The organism is Bacteroides sp. An279, assembly GCF_002159615.1.
Lineage (GTDB): Bacteria > Bacteroidota > Bacteroidia > Bacteroidales > Bacteroidaceae > Phocaeicola > Phocaeicola intestinalis.
In genome coordinates this window covers 13692-35029 of record NZ_NFJA01000037.1, presented here as the reverse complement: position 1 = coordinate 35029, position 21338 = coordinate 13692, and the positions used below count along the sequence as shown (strand labels likewise).

General features: G+C 45.1%; 19 protein-coding genes. 13 read left to right on the top strand and 6 right to left on the bottom strand.

Going from position 1 to position 21338, the window contains the following annotated elements; translation table 11 throughout:
- Window positions 1-468 precede the first annotated feature (468 nt).
- The gene (gene nadA, locus B5F78_RS08390; RefSeq protein ID WP_087212757.1) at window positions 469-1461 is read right to left on the bottom strand and encodes a quinolinate synthase NadA; all 993 of its coding nucleotides are present in this window, start codon (window positions 1459-1461) and stop codon (window positions 469-471) included.
- Between the two features lie 442 nt (window positions 1462-1903).
- Here nadA and B5F78_RS08385 point away from each other — a divergent pair, with 442 nt between their 5' ends.
- Window positions 1904-2443 (top strand): RNA methyltransferase, encoded by a 540-nt coding sequence (locus B5F78_RS08385; RefSeq protein WP_022039080.1) that lies wholly within the window; start codon window positions 1904-1906, stop codon window positions 2441-2443.
- A 61-nt stretch (window positions 2444-2504) separates the two neighbouring features.
- On the opposite strand, the gene B5F78_RS08380 is transcribed toward B5F78_RS08385, so the two are convergent.
- Entirely contained in the window at window positions 2505-3056 is a 552-nt protein-coding gene (locus B5F78_RS08380) for a DUF4294 domain-containing protein (RefSeq protein WP_225226404.1), read from the bottom strand.
- A gap of 148 nt (window positions 3057-3204) precedes the next feature.
- Here B5F78_RS08380 and B5F78_RS08375 point away from each other — a divergent pair, with 148 nt between their 5' ends.
- From B5F78_RS08375 to B5F78_RS08360, 4 genes are all read left to right on the top strand, one after another.
- Complete coding sequence (locus B5F78_RS08375) at window positions 3205-5247, top strand: helix-hairpin-helix domain-containing protein (RefSeq protein WP_087406482.1); 2043 nt, start codon at window positions 3205-3207, stop codon at window positions 5245-5247.
- A 173-nt stretch (window positions 5248-5420) separates the two neighbouring features.
- Window positions 5421-6200 carry a radical SAM protein gene (locus B5F78_RS08370; RefSeq protein ID WP_087212751.1) on the top strand — a complete coding sequence of 260 codons (780 nt, stop codon included), beginning with the start codon at window positions 5421-5423 and terminating at the stop codon, window positions 6198-6200.
- Between the two features lie 286 nt (window positions 6201-6486).
- Window positions 6487-6966, top strand: a complete 480-nt coding sequence (locus B5F78_RS08365; RefSeq protein ID WP_087212754.1) for an RNA polymerase sigma factor — start codon at window positions 6487-6489, stop codon at window positions 6964-6966.
- A gap of 14 nt (window positions 6967-6980) precedes the next feature.
- Complete coding sequence (locus B5F78_RS08360; RefSeq protein ID WP_022039283.1) at window positions 6981-7565, top strand: hypothetical protein; 585 nt, start codon at window positions 6981-6983, stop codon at window positions 7563-7565.
- Between the two features lie 65 nt (window positions 7566-7630).
- Here the strand turns inward: B5F78_RS08360 and B5F78_RS08355 are convergent, their stop codons facing one another.
- Complete coding sequence (locus tag B5F78_RS08355) at window positions 7631-9574, bottom strand: glycoside hydrolase family 97 protein (protein ID WP_087212760.1); 1944 nt, start codon at window positions 9572-9574, stop codon at window positions 7631-7633.
- A gap of 272 nt (window positions 9575-9846) precedes the next feature.
- Here B5F78_RS08355 and B5F78_RS08350 point away from each other — a divergent pair, with 272 nt between their 5' ends.
- Window positions 9847-10287, top strand: a complete 441-nt coding sequence (locus B5F78_RS08350) for a DUF6078 family protein (RefSeq protein WP_022039281.1) — start codon at window positions 9847-9849, stop codon at window positions 10285-10287.
- A gap of 90 nt (window positions 10288-10377) precedes the next feature.
- Here the strand turns inward: B5F78_RS08350 and B5F78_RS08345 are convergent, their stop codons facing one another.
- The 3 genes from B5F78_RS08345 to B5F78_RS08335 all read right to left on the bottom strand — a co-directional run bounded on the left by B5F78_RS08345 (window position 10378) and on the right by B5F78_RS08335 (window position 13884).
- Window positions 10378-10632: a hypothetical protein gene (locus B5F78_RS08345; RefSeq protein ID WP_162608508.1), complete on the bottom strand. Its 255-nt coding sequence runs from the start codon at window positions 10630-10632 to the stop codon at window positions 10378-10380.
- 78 nt (window positions 10633-10710) lie between these two features.
- A complete protein-coding gene (locus B5F78_RS08340) occupies window positions 10711-12507 on the bottom strand; it encodes a MutS family DNA mismatch repair protein (RefSeq protein WP_087406483.1) in 1797 nt (598 codons plus the stop codon).
- A 93-nt stretch (window positions 12508-12600) separates the two neighbouring features.
- The gene (locus B5F78_RS08335; RefSeq protein ID WP_087406481.1) at window positions 12601-13884 is read right to left on the bottom strand and encodes an O-acetylhomoserine aminocarboxypropyltransferase/cysteine synthase family protein; all 1284 of its coding nucleotides are present in this window, start codon (window positions 13882-13884) and stop codon (window positions 12601-12603) included.
- A gap of 119 nt (window positions 13885-14003) precedes the next feature.
- Here B5F78_RS08335 and B5F78_RS08330 point away from each other — a divergent pair, with 119 nt between their 5' ends.
- From B5F78_RS08330 to B5F78_RS08300, 7 genes are all read left to right on the top strand, one after another.
- On the top strand, window positions 14004-14450 hold the full coding sequence (locus tag B5F78_RS08330; RefSeq protein ID WP_022039278.1) for an acyl-CoA thioesterase: 447 nt from the start codon (window positions 14004-14006) through the stop codon (window positions 14448-14450).
- Between the two features lie 114 nt (window positions 14451-14564).
- Window positions 14565-15344 carry a pyrroline-5-carboxylate reductase gene (proC, locus tag B5F78_RS08325; RefSeq protein ID WP_255376610.1) on the top strand — a complete coding sequence of 260 codons (780 nt, stop codon included), beginning with the start codon at window positions 14565-14567 and terminating at the stop codon, window positions 15342-15344.
- A 108-nt stretch (window positions 15345-15452) separates the two neighbouring features.
- Window positions 15453-15677: a hypothetical protein gene (locus B5F78_RS08320; RefSeq protein WP_022039276.1), complete on the top strand. Its 225-nt coding sequence runs from the start codon at window positions 15453-15455 to the stop codon at window positions 15675-15677.
- A 101-nt stretch (window positions 15678-15778) separates the two neighbouring features.
- On the top strand, window positions 15779-16012 hold the full coding sequence (locus B5F78_RS08315; protein ID WP_087209769.1) for a hypothetical protein: 234 nt from the start codon (window positions 15779-15781) through the stop codon (window positions 16010-16012).
- Between the two features lie 319 nt (window positions 16013-16331).
- Entirely contained in the window at window positions 16332-17684 is a 1353-nt protein-coding gene (locus tag B5F78_RS08310) for a sulfatase family protein (protein WP_087406480.1), read from the top strand.
- Window positions 17685-17831: 147 nt separating this feature from the next.
- The gene (locus tag B5F78_RS08305; protein ID WP_087406479.1) at window positions 17832-20435 is read left to right on the top strand and encodes a DUF4962 domain-containing protein; all 2604 of its coding nucleotides are present in this window, start codon (window positions 17832-17834) and stop codon (window positions 20433-20435) included.
- A 141-nt stretch (window positions 20436-20576) separates the two neighbouring features.
- On the top strand, window positions 20577-21338 hold the full coding sequence (locus B5F78_RS08300) for a DUF3575 domain-containing protein (RefSeq protein WP_022039271.1): 762 nt from the start codon (window positions 20577-20579) through the stop codon (window positions 21336-21338).

The following is a 21338-nucleotide window of genomic DNA, read 5'->3' as shown; positions in this document are numbered from 1 at the left end:
GCCATACAACATATTACAGGACGAATATTCTTAAAACTGATGAAAAATGGCTGAAACGGGTACTCATTAATATAATTATACGCGCGCGAGGGGCACACAGGACAAAAAAGACATCCCCACACATCCAGACGGACATAAGTGGTAAGGCAGGACCACTTATGTGAAACGGCAGGGGTACTTATGTGAAACGGGCAACCCACTTATGTTCATCAAAAGGCATGCTTGAATCTGGGAAATCCACAAGAATAATGGGACTATCAAAAAGAAGCCGGACCAAACGTACGGACATAAAAAAAGGAGTACCGCTGTACTCCAACCTTTGTTAACCTTAAATCTAATACTATGAAAAACACAGTACAAAGGTACGAACTTCTACGGAATATGCAAGCTTTTTCATAACAAATAGATGTTTTATAATACGTTTTAAGAAATTTGCCAGCATACCCTAAAGTTTTTAACAAATCTTTTTTACAAACCCAATCTAGCAGATATGTCCAACATCTTTTGTATAGGTTTAATGGCTTTTTCAGCTATCTTTCCATCAACCTTCACTTCCGGCCACTCATATTTCAACGTATTATACAGTTTTGAAAGTGTGTTCAATCGCATAAAATTACATTCGTTACAAGCACATGTACTATCTTCTGGTGGAGCAGGTATAAAATTTTTATCCGGACATTTTTTACGCATTTCATAAAGAATACCACTTTCTGTAGCTACAATAAAGTTTTTCTTATCACTCTCTACAGCATATTTCAATAGTCCGGCAGTAGAAGCTACTTTATCTGCTAATTTCGCAACCGGTCCTTTACATTCGGGATGCACCAGTATTGCAGCATCAGGATACTGCTTTTTCAGTTCTAAAATCTTTTCAACGGAAAACTTTTCATGCACATGACATGCACCATCCCACAGCAACATATCTCTTCCGGTTACAGAATTTATATAGTTCCCCAAATTCTTGTCAGGACCAAAAATTATCGGTTGGTCTTGAGGAAAACTTTCAACGATTTGCTTGGCGTTTGTAGAAGTTACCACCACATCGGTCAATGCCTTCACCGCGGCACTGGTATTTACGTATGAAATAACCACATGTTCGGGATGCTGATTGACGAACCGGGCAAATTCGTCTGCCGGACAACTATCCGCCAACGAGCATCCAGCATTCAAATCAGGAATCAACACCTTCTTGTCCGGACAAAGGATTTTCGCTGTTTCACCCATAAAGTGTACTCCACACATTACGATTATATCCGCATCGGTTTTAGCAGCCCATTGTGCCAATGCCAGACTGTCTCCTATAAAATCGGCTATTTCTTGTATTTCATCAGCTTGATAGAAATGCCCTAAAATAACGGCATTCTTTTCTTTACACAAACGTCTGATTTCGGCTTTCAAATCCATACCTTTGTCGATAGCTTCATCAGCATATCCCTTTTTCAACCATTCTTCTTTTTTCATATTCATATTTTTAAATCTTTTCTTTTTTAAGAAAATCTATGATTGTTATAATATCCCGTTGATAATGTTCGTAAAAATCAGGCAAAAATCTTGTTTTTTAAGTTATAAGTTCATGTTGTATTGCTATCAAGTGTTCATCAACAGGCTTATAATCTGATTATGCATTATTTATGTCTGCTATTCACTTACGGTTGATATGTGGCAAAGTTAAAAACTTTCTCTTAATGGTCTTGGTATTTTCTATTAAAAAATCTGTTTAAACCTGTGATGAAACTTTTCTTTTTCTTTTTTTGAAAGTTCGATTTCATCTGTCTATAAAGATTTATCCGAATAAACCAAGATAAAGTTTTTATTTTCTATGCATTCTTTTTTTACAGGTTTTCAACCGTTTTCAACTGGGTTATGAATATACTTTTTATCTTTGCATCATAATTCAGCGATTATGGGAACATTAAGAAAATTGAAAGTAACCGAAATGCACCGTCTGACGGTAGACGAATTTAAGGAATCCCGAAAACTTCCTCTTGTCGTCGTGTTAGACGAGGTGAGAAGTTTGCACAATATAGGTGCGGTATTCCGTACATCGGATGCTTTTTTGGTAAACAGTATTTATCTATGTGGCATTACGGCTACTCCGCCACATCCGGAAATGCATAAAACAGCACTTGGAGCCGAATATACAGTTGACTGGAAATATTTTAAAAATACCGAGGATGCTGTAAATGAATTGCATACGATGGGATATACTGTATTTGCTATTGAACAATGCGAGGGAAGTACGATGTTAGACAAACTGGTTTTGGAAACAGATAAAAGGTATGCTGTAGTGTTGGGAAATGAAGTAAAAGGAGTAAAGCAAGAGGTTGTGGATATGTGTGATGGATGCATCGAAATCCCCCAGTTCGGCACCAAACACTCTTTGAACGTGTCAGTTACAGCAGGGATTATTTTATGGGAATTTGCTAAGGAGTTGGCGAAGTGACATGCAGTTTGAACGCTGAAACACAGATACGTGGTTGGGATGATCTGTGTTTCTATAAACTTTATAATTGTCCGTTTTCCACCAGTACCACAACCCGTTCAGTCAGTTTGTCTTCATCTTCGGGATGATACTCTTTTTTCAGGCTGGCACCGAAGAGTGCAGCGAAAGTTTGGTAAAATCCTGCTTTGAAAGGTCCCATAAATGCTTTTACCAGTTGATAGGATGACTGGTTACACTCACGGTTCACCAGCTTTATCAACAGTTTCCCTTGCGAGAATGTTAGTTTCTTCATACGTGGAGTGTATTGCTCTTTCAGTCCTTTTTCTACTTTTTTGATATGGCGTTCGCGAGCTTTTTCATCGGGAAGCGTCATCAGGTATTCATAAGTTTCGATTACGGCACGGTTTACTTCTTTTGCCAATGGCAGGGTTTTTTTTACATCCCTTACCAGTTTGTTGTAATATTTTCTTTGGCGTTTGTTTTTAAAATGCAGTTCGGGGTAAACATAGATGGTTCTCAGCGTTATATGAGGTATAGTATCTCCGTTGTACACACACACAGGTACTTTGTACATTGAGGCAGTACCCGAATGTGTTTGTGCTTTGGTTCTCATCGCGAAAACCAAAAACAGAACCAGTGCTATGTAGAGAGTTTTTTTCATAATGCGCAAAAATAGAAATAATAATGACTTGTAGTTAAACCCGAATAGAGCTTATACGAAAAATTAACGTATTTATCTCTGTTGAAAACTTGTGAATACCATGTTGAAACGATTATTTATGTTTTGTTTATCAATTGTTTGTGTATTAACACCCTTGTTGGCACAATCGGACTGGCTGGAATGGAATGAAGACATAGCAGCTCCTGAAGAACTGGCGGGCTGGCAGGAAAAATATGAAGAGTTGAGCGAAATAGCTGAACATCCTTTTAATATCAATACCATTACTAAGGAAGAATTGGAGCAATTACCATTTTTATCCGACCGGATGATAGAGAATATCTTGTATTATATCTACAAATACGGACCAATGCTTACCAAAAATGAACTGTTGGGAATAGAGGGAATGGACTGGCAGACACGAAAGTTTTTAACCGACTTTATCTACATCGGACCATCTGATAATGAAAAAGATAGACTTAAATGGAAAAACTTGTGGAAATACAATAAACAAGAGTTATTAACACGTTTGGACATTCCTTTCAACACTAAGGCAGGGTATGCCGGTTACGATGAAGAAACCTTGGCTGAAAGTCCTAACAAACGGTATTATGGCGATCCGTTTTACCATAATATACGTTATCGTTTTCAGTATCGCAATCAGATATATATCGGACTGACCGCAGAGAAGGATGCAGGAGAACCTTTTTTCGTGCAATACAACCGGAAAGGATATGATTCCTATTCGGGATATGTATTTCTTTCCAATTTTAAACGTCTCAAGACATTGGCCATTGGTAATTTTAAGGCTAATTTCGGGTATGGACTGGTGTTGAACATAGGAAGTTTTACTTTAGGAAAAGGAATGATAAACCAGAACCGTTTCGGACAAGGATTTACCAAATATACTTCAGTGGGAGAAGGGGAGTACCTGCAAGGGATAGCTGCCACTTATCAACTGGGCAGACGCTGGAATGTATCTGCTTTTTATTCGTTCAGGAAGCAGGATGCACGTGTTGAAAACGGGTTTATAAGGTCGTTGAAAACTGATGGATATCATCGGTTGAAAAAAGATATGGAGAAGAAACATACGGTATCCAATCACTTGACTGGATGTAATTTAACTTATAATGGGAAATATACAGAATTTGGATTAACTGCTGTGTATAATCGTTTTAACAAGATGTTGAATCCTGATGCACGTGATTATAATTTGTATTATCCACGTGGAATGTATTTTTATAATGCAGGTGTTTATTATAAATTCTTTCTGAACCGGTTTACATTTTCAGGAGAGACTGCTGTAGATAAGCATGGAAAAGTTGCTACGCTTCATGCACTCTGTTATCAACCGGCTGTTCATACTAATATTTTACTTATTCACCGGTATTATGACAAGCGTTATCAGTCGCTTTATGGGAATGCTTTCGGAGAAAACTCGAAACTTCAAAACGAGACAGGAGCTTATTTAGGATTGGAAACCAGTTTTTTAGGACAGTTCAAGTTTTTGTGTTACGGTGATTTCTTTCATTTTTTCTATCGAAAGTATCAGGTGGATCGTGACCATACATCGGGATTCGACGGATTATGCCAATTAAGTTATTCACCATCAAATTCACTCTCGATGTTAATAAAGTATACTTATAAGAACAAGGCTAAAAACTATACTTCTCCTGATGAAACAAAGTTTGTATTGCCTTACGTAAGGCAACGTTTGCATTACCAATGTTCGTATGTGCCAAGTGCATATCTTTCGTTGAAAGGAGTGGGAGAGGGAGTGATGACTTCGTATAACGGGCGGGAAAAATCGAAAGGGGGATATGTGAGCGGTACGGTGAAAGGAAGTATTCCTCCAATTCCTGTTCAGGTATCATTGACAGGTACTTGGTTTCATACGCAAGATTATAATTCCCGAATCTATGTTTACGAACCCGGATTGCTCTATGCTTTTTCGATGAATTCGTTTTATGGCAAAGGTACCCGTATGGCAATCAACTTGAAATATACGTGGAAGAACCGTCTGATGATTCAAGCCAAATGGGGATGGACACACTATCAAGACCGGAACCGTATCAGTTCGGGTACTGAAGAAATACAAGGAAGTGATAAGGCGGACTTACAGGTGCAGGTGCGTTTGAAATGGTGATAAGCTGAAGATATATTACTTTGCCGTTTCAGTTATCTGTGCGGACGGTAGCAGTTATCTGAAGCTGCCTCTGAAGCTGTCTATGAAGTTATCTTCATTTTATTCGCATTCATCTGCATCAATCTGCGTTACTTATTGTATATTTGCATGCGAATAGAAACATGTGAAAGCTTATGTCTACCATCATTTATCCTTCTCCCATTTTCGGACCCATTCATAGCCGTCGGCTGGGTGTATCGCTAGGCATTAATCTTTTGCCCGCTGACGGGAAATGTTGTACGTTCGATTGCATTTATTGCGAGTGCGGATACAATAAAGACCATCGTCCTCATGCGAAACTTCCTACACGCGAAGAAGTGTACAATGCTTTGGAACGCCGTCTGATAAATATGCAGGCAAATGGTCCTGCTCCTGATGTCTTGACTTTTGCCGGTAATGGTGAACCTACGCTTCATCCGCATTTTAAGGAAATCATCGAAGATACCATTACCTTGCGTAACCGTTATTTCCCTAATGCCAGAATAAGTGTGTTGAGCAATTCTACCCAAATACATCGTCCTGAAGTGTTCGAAGCGTTGTGCCGGGTAGACAATAACATTCTGAAGCTGGATACGGTAGATACTGCTTATATTAATAAGGTAGACCGTCCGGCAGGTTCATACGATGTAAATCGCATCATTGAAGGAATGAAGGCTTTCCAAGGCAATCTGATTATCCAGACCATGTTTCTGAAAGGAAAGACTGATGAAGGCGAAGATGTAGACAATACTTCGGATGTTTTCGTTCTCCCGTGGCTGGAAGTAGTAAAGGCAATAGCTCCCCGTCAGGTGATGATTTATACAATAGATAGAGAAACGCCCGATAGTTTTCTTCAGAAAGCTACTCACGAAGAACTCGATCGCATCGTGACTCTCTTGGAACAGGCTGGTCTCCGGGCAAGTGCTTCTTATTAAATGAATCGGGTACGGTGGTAGAAAGAAACAAGGCATAAATCTGAAATCGATGAAGTAAAAGTCTTTTGCTTTGTGTCTGAACCGTATCCGACAAACGAAGATATGATGACAAATTGTAAATTCGTCATTAGTAGCATAGCATTTTCTTATTTCCAGTACTTTTGTGCTTTTCCTCTCTAGTAATTATCTTAATTCACCAGCATATTTTGTAGAAAAAATGTCTATTTTTGTGTAGTTTTCCCGTTGGTTGCTGCGTCTAATGGTTAAAAAACAACTTTTAAAGGATATGGAAACATTGGATACAACATTTGCGCAAATGGTGAAAGAGCATAAAAATACCATTTATACGGTATGTTTTATGTTTTCGAAAGATTCCGATGAGGTCAGTGACCTGTTTCAGGAAGTGCTCATCAACCTATGGAAAGGGTACAGTTCGTTCAGGCACCTCAGCAGTATGGATACGTGGATATGGAAGGTCAGTTTTAACACATGCATTTCTTACGAAAGGAAAAAGAAGAAACGGGCTGCTCTTCCGCTTGTCATGGACATCAATTTGTTTGAGGATAAAGATGAAGATGCCCGGCAAATCCGACGGTTGTATGACCGCATCCATCGGCTCAAGCCATTCGACCGTGCCATTGTTTTGTTGTGGCTGGAGAATATCAGTTACGAAGAAATAGGCGAGATTGTCGGGATTTCGGCTAAGAATGTATCCGTGCGCCTGTATCGTATCAAAGAAGAGTTGAAAAAAATGTCGAACCATTAAAAACATGCATCATTATGGAAAATCGTTCAGAGAGTTTCGAACTGGAAGATATGCGGCAGCAAATACAATTGCTGAAAGCTAAGTTGGAGAAAGAAACCATTGTCAGCGAAAAACTTATCAGGCAATCTACGCAAGACAAGGTTTCTTATATTGACCGGAAGAAGAAAACCGTTTATGTGTTGATTGGGTTTGCCCTTGTCTATTGCAACGTATATTTCATTCTGATGGGTTACTCGTGGATTTTTTGTGTGTTTACTTCTTGTTTCTTGCTGGTTGCCTGGTATTTTCAGCGTTATAATCATCGGGGAATCAGTGCGCAGGAAATAGCAGCTGCAAACTTATTGGATGTCAGCAAGGCACTGGTGCGCATGAATCGTTTGGGAGTAAGGTGGCTTTATTTCGGCATACCGTTTGCCCTTTGCTGGATTGCCTGGTTTATGGTGGAGAGTTACCCGAAAGTCGGAGGAGAAATTATCTGTTATGGCGGTACGGCAGGTTTCATTTTGGGAGCCATTTTAGGTGTGTCGCATCTTGTCAGCGTTCGTCGCAAGGCAAAAGAAGCTATCCGTGACATTGAAGAATATACTCGGATGAATTGATACAATAGACACGAAGACACATGGATGAAATATCCTTTGTGTCTTCGTGTTGGTGTGTTATTTTTTTATTTCACCCATATCACGCCACCTTCGGGTTGGATGGTTACTTTTACTTCGGCTGGTTTCTTTATCTCTTGTTGTTCCAGTTGGGGCGTACGGTCTTTTGCATCTGAGTAGAATGATACTTTATCGCCTTTCTGGCACATTGGAAGATTTAAGGTTAGCTTCAACGGTTCTTTTCCGGCATTGATACCGGCTATGTACCAACGGTCTCCGTGGCGGCGTGCCAGTACGACATATTTGCCCGGATAACCGTCAAGGAATACTGTTTCGTCCCAGGTAGTGGGTACTTCTTTCAGGAAGTCGAGAGCCAGTTGGGGAGCATCGGTCAGGTTGTTGGGCGTGATGGCAAAGTTCTGAATCGGGTTTTGGAAGAGAACCGCCGTGGCAAGCTGGAATATATCGGTAGTTTTGCGGGTGGTTCCTCCATCATTCGTGCGGTTGTAACGCTTGTTCAGGAAGGTGCCGCCAAATTCCATACAGCCTACGGTATTGCGGATAAACGGGTGCAAGCAGGCATTGAAAGCTTCCATATCATCGAAGTGTTGATTGAATATCAAGTTTTCCGAAGCCAGTACCGCTTCGCTTCCCACATAGTTGGGATACATGCGTTCCCAACCGCGCGGGAGGGTACAGCCGTGGAAGATAACCATCAGGCCGTAGTCGTCGGCATCGCTCAGAATGGATTCGTACAGGCGCATGGTCTCCTGCTTGTCGCCCCCGAAAAAGTCTACTTTGATGCCTTTCACGCCGATTTTCTGCATCCATTTCATTTCCTGTTTGCGCTCAATGGGGCTGTCCATCCGGTTGGTAGGTCCCTGCACGATGTCGTTCCAATAGCCACTTGAACTATACCATAAGAACAGTTCTACGTTTTTCGAACGTGCGTACTTTACCAGTTTTTCTATCCCTTCACGTCCGATGTTTGTGTCCCACCAGTTGTCTATCAGGGCATAGTTGAATCCCATAGCCGAAGCCAGGTCGATGTAGCGCACTTGGTCATCGTAATTGATGCTGGCGTCTTGCCATACAATCCAGCTCCAGGTTCCTTTGCCATATTTATAGGTATGTCCGGAAGTGAAACGGGGTTTTACTACGTCCCAGGGCACAGTAGTTTCCACGATTGGTTTCAGTCCGTCGCCTACCGTAATCGTACGCCAGGGTGTTGTACCCGGAAGTGCCAGTCCTGCCGTTGTTGTTCCGTTTCCGTTATTCTCTTCCGGCATAGGGAAGGCGATGGTAAACAAACCTTCTGTAGTGGCATCGCTCAGGTGTGAGGCACAATATCTGGCATCTACTCCGGTCTCGCTGACCAATGCCCATCCGTCTTCACCGATGCGGAACAGGCCGGGGAAGGTAAATCCGTGGCCATATTGCGAGCGGGTGGTCAGTGGGGCATCAGGTGTGTATTCTTCTTCGTAGCTGGGTTTGGTGCGTTTCCAGCCTATCATCGGGTCGCTTTGTGGCGTAAGGAAGGTGGTGGTATACGAAGGAAAATCGAACCCTGTTGTTTCGCGTTCGATGACGATACTGCCCGTATCGCCGTAACGGGGTATTTCGTAGCGGAAAGCTACATCGTTGTCGCTCACCCGGAAAGTCACGTCTATCGGTTTCTGCTCTGCATTCTGCAGGGTGACGGTCAGTTCATTGGCACGGTAGTTTACTTCCGATTGTTTGGTGCGGTCCATCCGGTAAGTTTCTTCGAGGGTGCGGTTTTTCTGGCTTATGTAAGTCATCCCTTGACTGAAGTCGCCTACATTGGATACGAAACCTAGCGGTGATTTTTCCAGCATGGTCTTGCCTTTGTAGGTTACAGAATAAAACGGGGTACCTGCTTCTACCGTAATGTCTACCTTGAGTTGGTTATCAGGACCTGATACGGTGGCTTGTTGCGCCCATGCCGGAGAGGTACCCAAGGCAAGGAGTAATAAAAATGCCTGTTTCTTCATCATGTTTCAATCTTGTTTTTACTGGTATTTGAAATAGGGCGACAAGTTATCAATAATTTTCCGGATATGCAAATCTGTTCTGCTTATACTGTTGCGGTATAGCTTTGTGCATTTTCTCACCACAGGTACACAGAGTCTTTTAAATTTTTCCTTTGTGGTACTCTGTGGCCTCTGTGGTGAATATTTTTGTTTTCGGCTTGCTTGTTTCCTAATAAAATTGTTCCTTTGTGTAAGAATGTGTTTTGAATTTCTACAAAAAGTTTTTCTTTATCATGATAAAAGAATTAGATTACAGCATCGTGCCGAAGAGGTTCGGGCATTGCCTGAACGGGAATTGCAAGCGCGCGGACAAGTGCTTGCGTTATCAGGTGACGAAATTCATTCCGGAAGACGTGCGTTACGTCTGCATGCTCAACCCCCAATGGAAGCAGACGGGAAAGAAGTGCACTGAGTTTCTTGATGATACGCCGGTGAAGTACGCTTACGGCTGGAGCAAGATGTTCGACAAACTGATGCACGAGAAGGCGATGGCGATAAAGAATGACTTGTTGTGCAGTTTCGGGAAAAATTTGTTTTATCGGCTGAAGCGGCACGAAAGGGCTTTCACGCCTCAGGCACAAGACTACGTGCGCATGGTATTCCGTAAATATGGCATCGCTGAAGAACCGGAATACGATTATTGCCAGTACGAATACACTTGGAAAAAAGAATGATAAGCTGTATGTATGCCGGTGCCTTTATTCACTAATATAAGTTCATCGGTGATTTTATATAATTGAAACTTTAGTTTTATTGCAATAAAACTAAAGTTTCAATGCAATAAAACTGGCTGAAACACTTATTGCGTGCGGAAAGCTTTCCTGTTGCGTGGGAGAATGCAATGCAATATAAGAAGCTGTTTTGAATTTCTCCAAAAAGTTTTTCTTGGCTTGATGTATCTGTTTTCGTGTGTGCTTTGGGCGATTTTTTGGTCCTTTTCGCTCCTGTTCTTCGTCAGATAGCCCGCTATCTTCCTCATCACAGAAGCGAAAATGCCTCAAAAACTCATCCCAAATCATCGCACGATAAATTCAAAACAGCTTCTAAGGGTTTTCACAAGCAAGTGCATGTCTCCGTGTCTTTCTCCGACATTTCCATCAGCTGATGGTAATCCCCATTTTCCGCATCAGGAAGCAGGCGTTCATGTTCTGTGCCACGCCCTCGCGCAGGCGGTAGGAGAAGGTCAGTTCGTTATCCTTGATGTCTGCTTCGAAGCAATAGTTGCGGATATATTCGGGGAATTGGTCGGCAAGTGTGCCCAATAGCAGGTCGTGGGTGGCGATGATGCCATCGGCTTTCAGGCGCATGAACTGGCGGATAAGGTCGAGCGAGCCTTTCTGCTTGTCGGCTGAGTTCGTCCCTTTCAGTATCTCGTCGAGGATGATGAAGAGTTCCTGTCCTTCGTCCAGCAGGTCGATGATGCGTTTCAGGCGTTTCAGTTCGGCAAAGAAATAAGATTCGTTGTCCGAGAGTGAGTCGGTGGTGCGCAGGCTGGTGATGAGTTGTGCAGGATAAAGCGTCAGGCTTTCGCAACACACGGGGCAGCCCATGCATGCCAGCAGGTAGTTGACACCTATGGTACGTAGGTAGGTGCTCTTTCCCGCCATATTGGCTCCGGTAATAATCAGGAAATAAGGGCGTGAGGGGATGGCAGCGTCATTCTTCACGCATTGGGCTTCGGGCATGAGCGGATGTCCCATGTTACGGGCGAGGAAGCAGAACGGTTCTGCGGCTATCACAGGATATGTGTATGCCGGATGATTGTAAGCGAACGTGCCGAGCGAGCAAAGCGCGTCGAGTTCGCCTACGGCTTCCAGCCAGCCCATGAGGTATTTTCCGTAACGTGCCTTCCAGCGTTCGATGCGCACGATTTGGTGGAGCTGGAAGAACATGCTTCCTTCTAAGATGACATACAGGAGCTGGTTGTTGCGCAAGTCGAGGCGGTCCAGTTCCTTCGAGAGTTGCGTCAGGGCTTCGGCGGGAGAATGTCCGTCGATGTCCAGCTTGTCGGTCAATTCACGCAAGGCAGGAGCTTGCCACGTTTCTCCTTTGGCAAGGGTTATCAGTTTGGCATAGCGGTTCAGGGTTTTCAGCTTCTTTCCGTAGCTTTCCTGTATTAGGGTTACCCGCTGGATAAGTCCGAAGCTGAGGATGACGAAGACGGTAAACATCATTCCGAACCAGCTGAGTGAAAGGATATTCAGCAATCCGAGCGCAAGCAGCAGGATATTGATGCCGGGTACAGCCCAAAGGCAGAGTTTTACCCACCACAGGTGTTGCAGGACAGATGGAGTCTGGCTCCAGCGGCTTATCTCTTCTTCATCGGAATCCGCGCCGCGGTTGATGGAACCGGTCACACGGAATGCTTCGCGGAACTCCATCCGCCGGCTCATGTCGCGGATGCTTTCCTGACGGGTTTCGATAGCGGTTTTCTCTGTCAGGTGATGTTGCATCCATGTGGCAAGAGTTTGTTTCCCGATATGCGTGCAGGTACGTCCGAGGGCTTGGAAGAGCGATTTGCGTCCGAAGAGGTCGAGGTCGTACGAGTAAGGATGTCCGGCATCGATGAACTCGCGCCCTTCGTCGAAAACCGAATAGTCGCCTTCCAGTCCTTTCAGTTCATCTTGATTCAGCTTGAGTTGGGTCTCTAACTGTTCCTTGCGGAAATAAAGCCGGTTGTGTACCTTGACCAAGATAAAAAAAGGCAGGAAGGTGCAGCACACGGTGAGCACTACCGCCCACGTGCCGGAACGATAAAACAAAATCAGTCCTGCAAAGCCTGCCACAAAGAGCAGGACGCGCAGCAGGCTGATGCGGTTAATCTGTGTCTTGGTTTGGGAAAGTTGTCGTAAAGTTTCGTCTATGCGTTGAGTGTACCAGGTGTTTGGAGCCATGGGGTGAATGAAGAATTTTTTGAATGAAGAATTAAGAATGAAGAATCGCTTCGCCCGCATAGGATTCTTCATTCTTAATTCCTCATTCTTCATTTAAATATTTTGCAATGCTTGTTCGAGGTCGGCGATGATGTCGTCTACGTTTTCAATGCCTACCGAGAGACGAATCAAGTCGGGAGCTACGCCGGCTTCTATCAATTGCTCATCACTCAATTGGCGGTGGGTATGGCTTGCCGGATGCAAGACACAGGTACGGGCATCTGCCACGTGGGTCACGATACATGCCAGCTTCAGGCTATCCATGAACTTCACGGCATCTTCGCGTGTGCCTTTCAGACCGAAAGCAATGACACCGCATGAACCGTTGGGAAGGTATTTCTGTGCCAGTTCATAATATTTGTTGCCGGGGAGCCCACAATAATTCACCCATTTCACCTTCGGGTTGGCTTCCAGCCATTCGGCAACCTTTTGGGCATTTTCACAATGACGGGGTACGCGTAAGTGTAAGGTTTCCAGTCCCAGATTAAGCAGGAAAGCGTTCATCGGTGAAGGGATGGAGCCTAGGTCGCGCATCAGTTGTGCCGTAAGTTTGGTGATGTATGCCATCTTGCCGAATGCCTTGGCATAGGTCAGTCCGTGATAAGACTCATCGGGAGTAGTCAGTCCGGGGAACTTGTCGGCATGTGCCATCCAGTCAAAGTTTCCGCTATCTACTACGACACCGCCTACGCAAGTGGCGTGTCCATCCATATATTTGGTGGTAGAATGAGTCACGATATCGGCTCCCCATTCGAAGGGGCGGCAATTGATGGGGGTAGCAAAGGTGTTGTCTACGATAAGTGGCACGCCATGCTTATGGGCGATGCGGGCAAATTTCTCAATATCGAGCACATTGATGCTGGGATTTGAGATGGTTTCACCGAACATACATTTGGTATTGGGCTGGAAAGCCTTGTCGATTTCTTCTTCGGGTGCATCGGCATCGATGAAGGTACATTCAATGCCCAGCTTCTTCAGGGTAACGCCGAAGAGGTTGAATGTGCCTCCATAAATGGTGGACGAGCAGACGATATGGTCGCCTGCCTCACAGATGTTGAACACGGCATAGAAATTAGCTGCCTGTCCTGATGAAGTAAGAATAGCGCCTACACCGCCTTCCAGTGCGGCAATCTTAGCGGCTACAGCATCGTTGGTGGGGTTTTGCAGGCGGGTATAGAAATATCCGGTATCTTTCAGGTCGAACAAGCGTGCCATCTGGTCGCTATCGTCATATTTGAAGGTTGTGCTCTGATAGATGGGCACTACACGGGGCTCGCCGTTCTTGGGAGTCCACCCTGCCTGTACGCAGAGGGTTTCTTTGCTTAATTTCTGTTCCATTATTTATGTCTATTAGTTGATTTCATTGCATTGTGCGCAAAAATAAGAAATAAATGCTGCACTTGTTGCGTTTTACGGAAAAAAAGATATATATTTGAGGTGAACAAAGTTTAAATGATATGGCAACAAAACTTACATACAGGCATGTGATGCCGGTGCAGATTCGTTTTAGTGATGTCGACCAGTATGGTCACATGAACAATTCGTCGTATTTTTCCATTTACGATTTGGCAAAGACATCGTATATGCGCGATGTGTTCGGTGATAAGGAGTGGAACACACTAGGTATCGTAGTGGCTAACATCAATGCCGATTTCCTGGCTCCGGTATTTTTCTCGGATGAGTTGTATATCGAAACTACAGTCATTCATTTGGGACATAAAAGTTTTACTTTGTTGCAGCGTGCCGTCAACAAGGCGAGTGGTGTACTGAAATGCCAGTGCCGTACGGTAATGGTAGGTTATGACGTGGCAACCAAAGAACCGGTAGAACTTCCTGATTCGTTCAAGCAGACCATTTGCGAATATGAAGGAAAGTCGTTGGAGGAACTTTCGAAACCATTGTAAATAGATTTAATAATGTGGGGAAACGCAGATTTTTCACAGATTAACGCAGATTGAAATTTTATTTCACTGACTATTGAATAAAAACATCTGCGAAAATCTGCGTTTCTAAAAAGAATAACAGACATGAAAGTAGCAATTATCGGAGCCGGCAATATGGGCGGAGCCATTGCCCGTGGGCTGGCACAAGGACATTACGTGCGGGTACAGGACATCACGGTGACCAATCCAAGTATGCCCAAATTGGAAAAGCTGAAAGTCGAATTTCCGGCAATACAGGTCAGTACAGACAATCACGAAGCGGCAGATGCCGATGTGGTGATTGTAGCGGTCAAGCCTTGGAAGGTAGAAGAAGTATTGAAGCCTTTGCGTTTGCGCCAGCCTCAGGTATTGGTATCGGTAGCGGCAGGGATGACTTTCGAAGACCTTGCCCACTTTGTAGACCCCGAAATGCCAATGTTTCGTATTATTCCGAACACTGCTATCTCTTTGCGGGCAAGTATGACACTGATAGCCTGCCGGAATGCATCCGAACAACAGACACTGACAATGTTGGACTTGTTCAATGAAATGGGGCTTGCCATGTTGATAGAAGAAAAACAGCTTGCGGCGGCCACTTCGCTTACGTCATGCGGCATTGCTTACGTGCTGAAGTATGTGCAGGCAGCCATGCAGGCAGGTGTGGAAGCAGGCATCCGTCCGAAAGACGCCATGAAGATGGTGGCGCAGACCGTAGAAGGGGCGGCACGTCTTTTGTTGGAAAACGAAGACACGCATCCGGCACTGGAGATAGAGAAGGTTACCACACCGGGTGGTATCACCATTAAGGGCGTTAACTCGCTGGAGCACGATGGGTTTACTTCGGCGGTTATCAAAGCCATTAAAGCAAGTATCTGATTAAAAAAAGGTTAAAGGAGTTAAAAGTCAATAGTAATGCATCTGATTTCTTAACTCCTTAACTCCTTAACTCCTTAACTTCTTAACTTCTTAACTCCTTAAACAAATATGAGAAACAACATTTTGATAACCATGGCTCTGTTGATACTGGTGGGGCTTGCGGTGCAAGGCATCTTCGGGATAGCTGCCGGCATACTGGTCTCGGCAATTATCGGTATTGTGTATGGTGTGGTGAAGAAAAAGAAACTGTTCATCAAGTGGTCGGTCATAGCGTTGGTTATCGATCTGGTCTGTATCATCGCCTTTTATCTCCGTTTGGTTCAAGTGATGTGATATCTGAATAATAACAACAGCATAATGGTTCGGGGAATTAGACATTGTTTCTTTCATAAAAGCTAATCATTTGCGACAAATTTGGCGTAATCACAAGGGGTATGCTGTGCAAAGGAGATATTCAGTATTTTCACCATATCCATCTTTACCCACAAGGCAACAAGCATTTCCGCGAGTATGCCATACCCGAATATAAATCATTGCTTACCGATGTAGGCAAAGATACTTTCATTGATTTGACTTACGAATGGCTGTTTGATAGGATAGAAAAGGTATTCAAGTCATGCAAGCACCAGGAGTGGGTGAAGTATCTGAGGAAGAGGTATCTCGTTTAAATCAAGATTTGTTGATGCTATCATTGGACACAGACTACGCAAGAATACACAGAGACAAATAAACAATGTGCTAATGTGAGAATAAATTAGCACATTGCCCTTATTATTCATTGGTACATTAAAATAGCGTCTGTGTGCCATGATATAGGCGAGTTACTTATAAAAATCTTCCGGAAGTACCATCTTTGGCAGAATTGTACAGATTCGAAAGTATTTTGCATAAAAGTGAAAGCCGGTGCACGGATTTGAAAGAACGTTGCAGGTTGTTGAAGTCGTTTTTGAGGGAGAACGGTTACTTTTGTCAAAAACGATAATCGCTATGAAACCATTTATTATCTATTCCCTCTTTGCCCCTGCTGCACTGATGGCACAGGAGCGACCCAATATCCTTTATATTATGACCGACCAGCAGACCGCTACGGCAATGAGCTGTGCCGGAAATGAAGAGGTGCATACCCCCAATATGGATCGGCTTGCCCAGAGGGGTGTGCGTTTCTCGAACGCTTATTGCAGCATGCCCTTGAGCGGTCCCTCGCGTTCGTCCATGTTTACGGGATACACGCCCGGTCAGGTGGGGCTGACCGAGAACGGGACACCCATGCCCGACTCTATTCGCACACGGACATTGGGCACGTTATTGGAAGAAAGCGGATACGAATGCGCATACGCCGGGAAATGGCACGCGCATACCAATTCCTTGCCGGCGAAGGAGGCTTTCGGTTTCGAGAACCTGCATGGGCATAACGATTTCGGATTGGCTGAGGCGTGTGTGGAATTCCTGCAGCGCCGTCCCAGGCAGCCTTTCTTCTTGGTTGCCTCTTTCGACAATCCGCATAACATCTGCGAATACGCGCGGCATCAGAATCCGCCCTATGCTTCGTTCGAAGAACCGGCATTGGAAGATTGTCCCGGCTTGCCTGCCAATTTTGCGGTCAATCCGTATGATGCCGACGCCCTGGCTTTCGAGCGCAGGCAGAACCATCGGCTTTATCCGACCGTGACTTTCACGCCGGACGACTGGCGTCGGTACCGCAATGCGTATTACCGCCTAATTGAAGCGGTGGACAAGGAAATCGGGAAGATTCTGGATGAGGTGGACAAGCAGGGCTTGTGGGAGAATACCGTGGTTATCTTTACCAGCGACCACGGAGACGGATGCGGCGCACACCAATGGAACCAGAAAACCGCCCTGTATGAAGAGGTGGTGAACGTGCCTTTCATCGTTTGCCTTCCCAGCGGGAAGAATGCAGGAAAAGTATTGCCCCAGTTTATCAATAACGGAGAAGACCTGATGCCGAGCGTATGCGACTGGGCGGAAGTGGAAGTGCCTTCGGGACGTCAGGGAGTCAGCTTCCGTGAGGTGGCAGAGGAGGGAGATACGGCAAAGGCGCACCGCCCGTACGTGGTGACCGAAACCTTCTTCGGAGAGACTGCAGGCACATTGGGCTGGATGGTGCGTACACCTTATTATAAATACGTCTTGTATGATACCGGAAAGAACCGCGAGCAGCTTTACGATATGCGTACCGACCGGGGAGAAATGCGTAATCTGGCAGTAGAAGAAAAGTATTCAACCATTGTTCGTGAGCATCGTGCCTTGCTTGACGAATGGATGCGTTGCCATCCGTCTGCAGCCACTCATTTCAAAGAGAAATATATTCCAAAGGATTAAAAGAACAGACATTTTGCACAAATTTAAAAATGTATTAGACAATATCGAACATTCTTTGCTGGATTTTGAATGAAAACAAAACATTTGTGTAAGCCTATCAGCGAAGTATTGGTTATTTTTGCAACAACGAAAAAAACAAAAACACCGATGAAGAAGACCTTTTATTTAGCATTACTATGGAGCGCATTCTTCGTAGGGGCGTCTGCCCAGACGAACATCAGGCTGACCGAAACCACCTTGATGCATGAAATGCGTGCCACTCCTTATCCGAAAGATAAGGCGGTGGTGGACGACCGTTATGTCTCTTTCCAATGGCCGCTTCGTGCCGATGCCAATATCAATGCGGATATACTGGACGGCATGGACGCGAAATCTGTACGTAAGGTGGACAAAACGACATTACACTATCAGCTTCGTTATGCCCGTGACAAAGAGTTTAAGAAAGATGTCAAGCAGGTGGAAACCCGCTGGCCTTTCTATAATCCTGATAAAGACCTTGCGCCCGGGAAATGGTATTGGCAATACGGCTATGTAAATGAAGCCGAGCAGGTAGAATGGCAAAGTACGCAGGAACTTACGGTGGGGGATAACCCGAAGAAGTTCTGTCCGCCTTCTTATAAGGAAGCCATCGCCAAGGTGCCTGCAACCCATCCTCGTATATGGGTGCAGAAGGCAGGCTGGGATGCGTTTATCGCACAGGCAAAGCCGAAAGCAGAATACCAATGGTATCTGGAGCGTGCCGATAAGGTGATGCAGACCCCGATGAAAACGGTGAAGGATATCAATACCAGTCAGGTGAAGAACCTCACGAACCAGATGCAAATCAATTCGTACCTTACCCGTGAGAGCCGCCGCATCATTGATGCCGAGGAAGGGAATACCGAGGCGCTGATTCGTGCTTACCTGTTGACGAAAGACCGGAAGTATGCCGATGAGGCTCTTAAACGTGTCTTGGAGATGACCGACTGGGATAAGGATAAGAATGTGAAAGGAGACTTCAACGCTTCGGCATTGCTTTCGCTTTGCTCCATGGCGTATGACTCGTTTTACGAGTTGCTGACCGACGCGCAGAAGAAAACCTTGCTGGATGCCATCCGGGAGAAAGGCGGAGCCATGTATAAGCACTTCAATAACTATCTGGAAAACCATATCGCCGAAAACCACATCTGGCAGATGACCCTGCGCATCCTGACAATGGCTGCATTTGCCACGTATGGCGATTTGCCTGAAGCCGCTACATGGACGGATTATTGCTACAATGTATGGCGGGCACGTTTCCCCGGGCTGAACAAAGACGGCGGCTGGCACAACGGCGATTCATATTTTACGGTCAATACCCGTACGCTGATAGAAGTGCCTTATTATTATAGCAATCTGACGGGATATGATTTCTTCAGCGATCCTTGGTATACCAACAACATCATGTATACCATTTACCAGCAGCCTCCGTTCTCCAAATCGGGAGGAAACGGCAGCTCTCATCAGAATGTAGGACGCCCCAACAGCATCCGTATCAGTTACCTGGATGCACTGGCTAAGCTGACCAACAACTCGTTTGCCGCCGACTTTGTGCGCCGCACGTTGAAGGTTGAGCCTGAATACATGAAGAAAGCGTTGCTGAACAAGCCCGGCGATTTGGCTTGGTTCCGTCTGCAATGCGACAAGCCGTTGCCCGAAGGTCCGGGATTGACTGCCTTGCCTTTCGGAAGAGTGTTCCCCGAAACAGGTTTGGCTTCGTACCAGACCAATTGGGACCGTGTAGGAGGCAATGCGATGTGGAGCTTCCGGAGCAGCCCGTATGGAAGCACTTCCCATGCGCTGGCGAATCAGAATGCGTTCAATACGTTCTACGGAGGAAAGCCTATTTTCTATAGCAGTGGCCATCACATCGAGTTTACCGACGTACACAGCATGTTGTGCCACCGTGCGACCCGCGCTCACAACACCATTTTGGTAAACGGTATGGGGCAACGCATCGGTACCGAAGGATACGGTTGGATTCCCCGTTACTATTGTAGTGACAAAATAGGTTATGTGTTGGGCGATGCTTCTAACGCTTACGGAAAAGTGATTTCTCCGCTGTGGTTAGAGCGTGGCAAGGTTTCGGATGTGGAATACACGCCTGAAAACGGTTGGGACGATGTGCCCCTCACCAAGTTCCGCCGGCATATCGTCAATTTGGGAAAGACCGGATTTATCTTTATCTATGACGAACTGGAAGCTTCAGAACCGGCTGATTATACCTTTATGTTGCATACTACGGCACAGCCGATGACGGTAGATACTTCCAATCCGCGCTTTGTGCATGTGCAAGGCTTGTCGGGACGGGGTGGCGCATCGGATGCTTACATCTTCTCTACCGGAACCTTGCAGACCGATACGACAAGCCAGTTCTTTGTTCCGCCGGTCAACTGGCTCCGTGCAGACGATAAGGGAAAGTTTAAGAAATACCCGAACCATTGGCACTTTACGGCGAAATCAGAAAAAGCAAAGGTATATCGCTTTGCCACGATTATCAATACGCATGCCTTGAAGTATCCGGCAAAAGACCCCGAAATCCTTTCCGACGGACGCATTAAGGCAGGAGGCTGGCTCATCAGCGTGAATGTCTCGGCAAGCGGAGCGCCTTCGTTCTTCATCCGCAGCACGAAAGACGATGTAAGCATTACGTATAAAGGAGAAGAAACCGTGGTGAACGAGAACGGGTATGTGACCACCATGCGTGACGTAGTGCCCGACTTGGAAATATAATTTTAGTTTTTGAGTTTTTTAGTTTTTTAGTTTTTTAGTTTGTAGAACTCAAAGACTCACAAACTTAAAAACTTAAAGACTCACAAACTTAAAAACTCAAGAACCCACAAACTTAAGAACTTAAAAAACTTATTTACAGCCATGAGATTAAAAATACGATTTTTACATACCTGCTTTACTCTTGCCGTAGCGGCGTTGCCCTTAGGGGCAATGGCGCAAGCGGTAGAGAAGCCCCGCATACAGACTTCGGCTTTACCCGAAGAAACTGCGGTATACAATCCTTCGGCGAAAAAGAATGTAGCACAGGCGAAAAAGAATGTGGCACAAACAAAAGAGAAGCCAGCCAAAGAGCAAGGCAAAGCCCGTGCTTCGGAAAAGCGCAAGAAAGACAAGAAAACCGTATCTGTTTCAGACAGACGTTATATGGCGCTGAAGACCAACATTGCTTACGATGCCATCGGTGTATTGAATTTGGACTACGAAGTGCAGGTGCATTCCCGCATGACGGTAGATATCCCAGTGATGTGGAGCTTGTGGGATGCGAAACCCGACAAGGCGTTGCGCATAGCCGCTATCCAGCCCGAACTGCGTTGGTGGATGGGGCAGGAAACCGGCAAAGGCCATTTCTTCGGCTTGCATGCCCATGTGGGATGGTACAATTTGAAATGGGATGACCGCCGTTATCAGGACACCGGACGTCCGTTGGCAGGAGCCGGATTGAGCTACGGGTATAAGCTTCCGTTGTCTGAACACTGGGGAGCGGAATTTACCGTAGGCTTCGGATATGCCAATATGAAGTATGATACCTATTATAATATAGACAACGGAGCGCAGATAGACACCCGCATCCGCCATTATTGGGGACCGACAAAGGTAGGTGCATCATTAGTATACCGTTTTTAA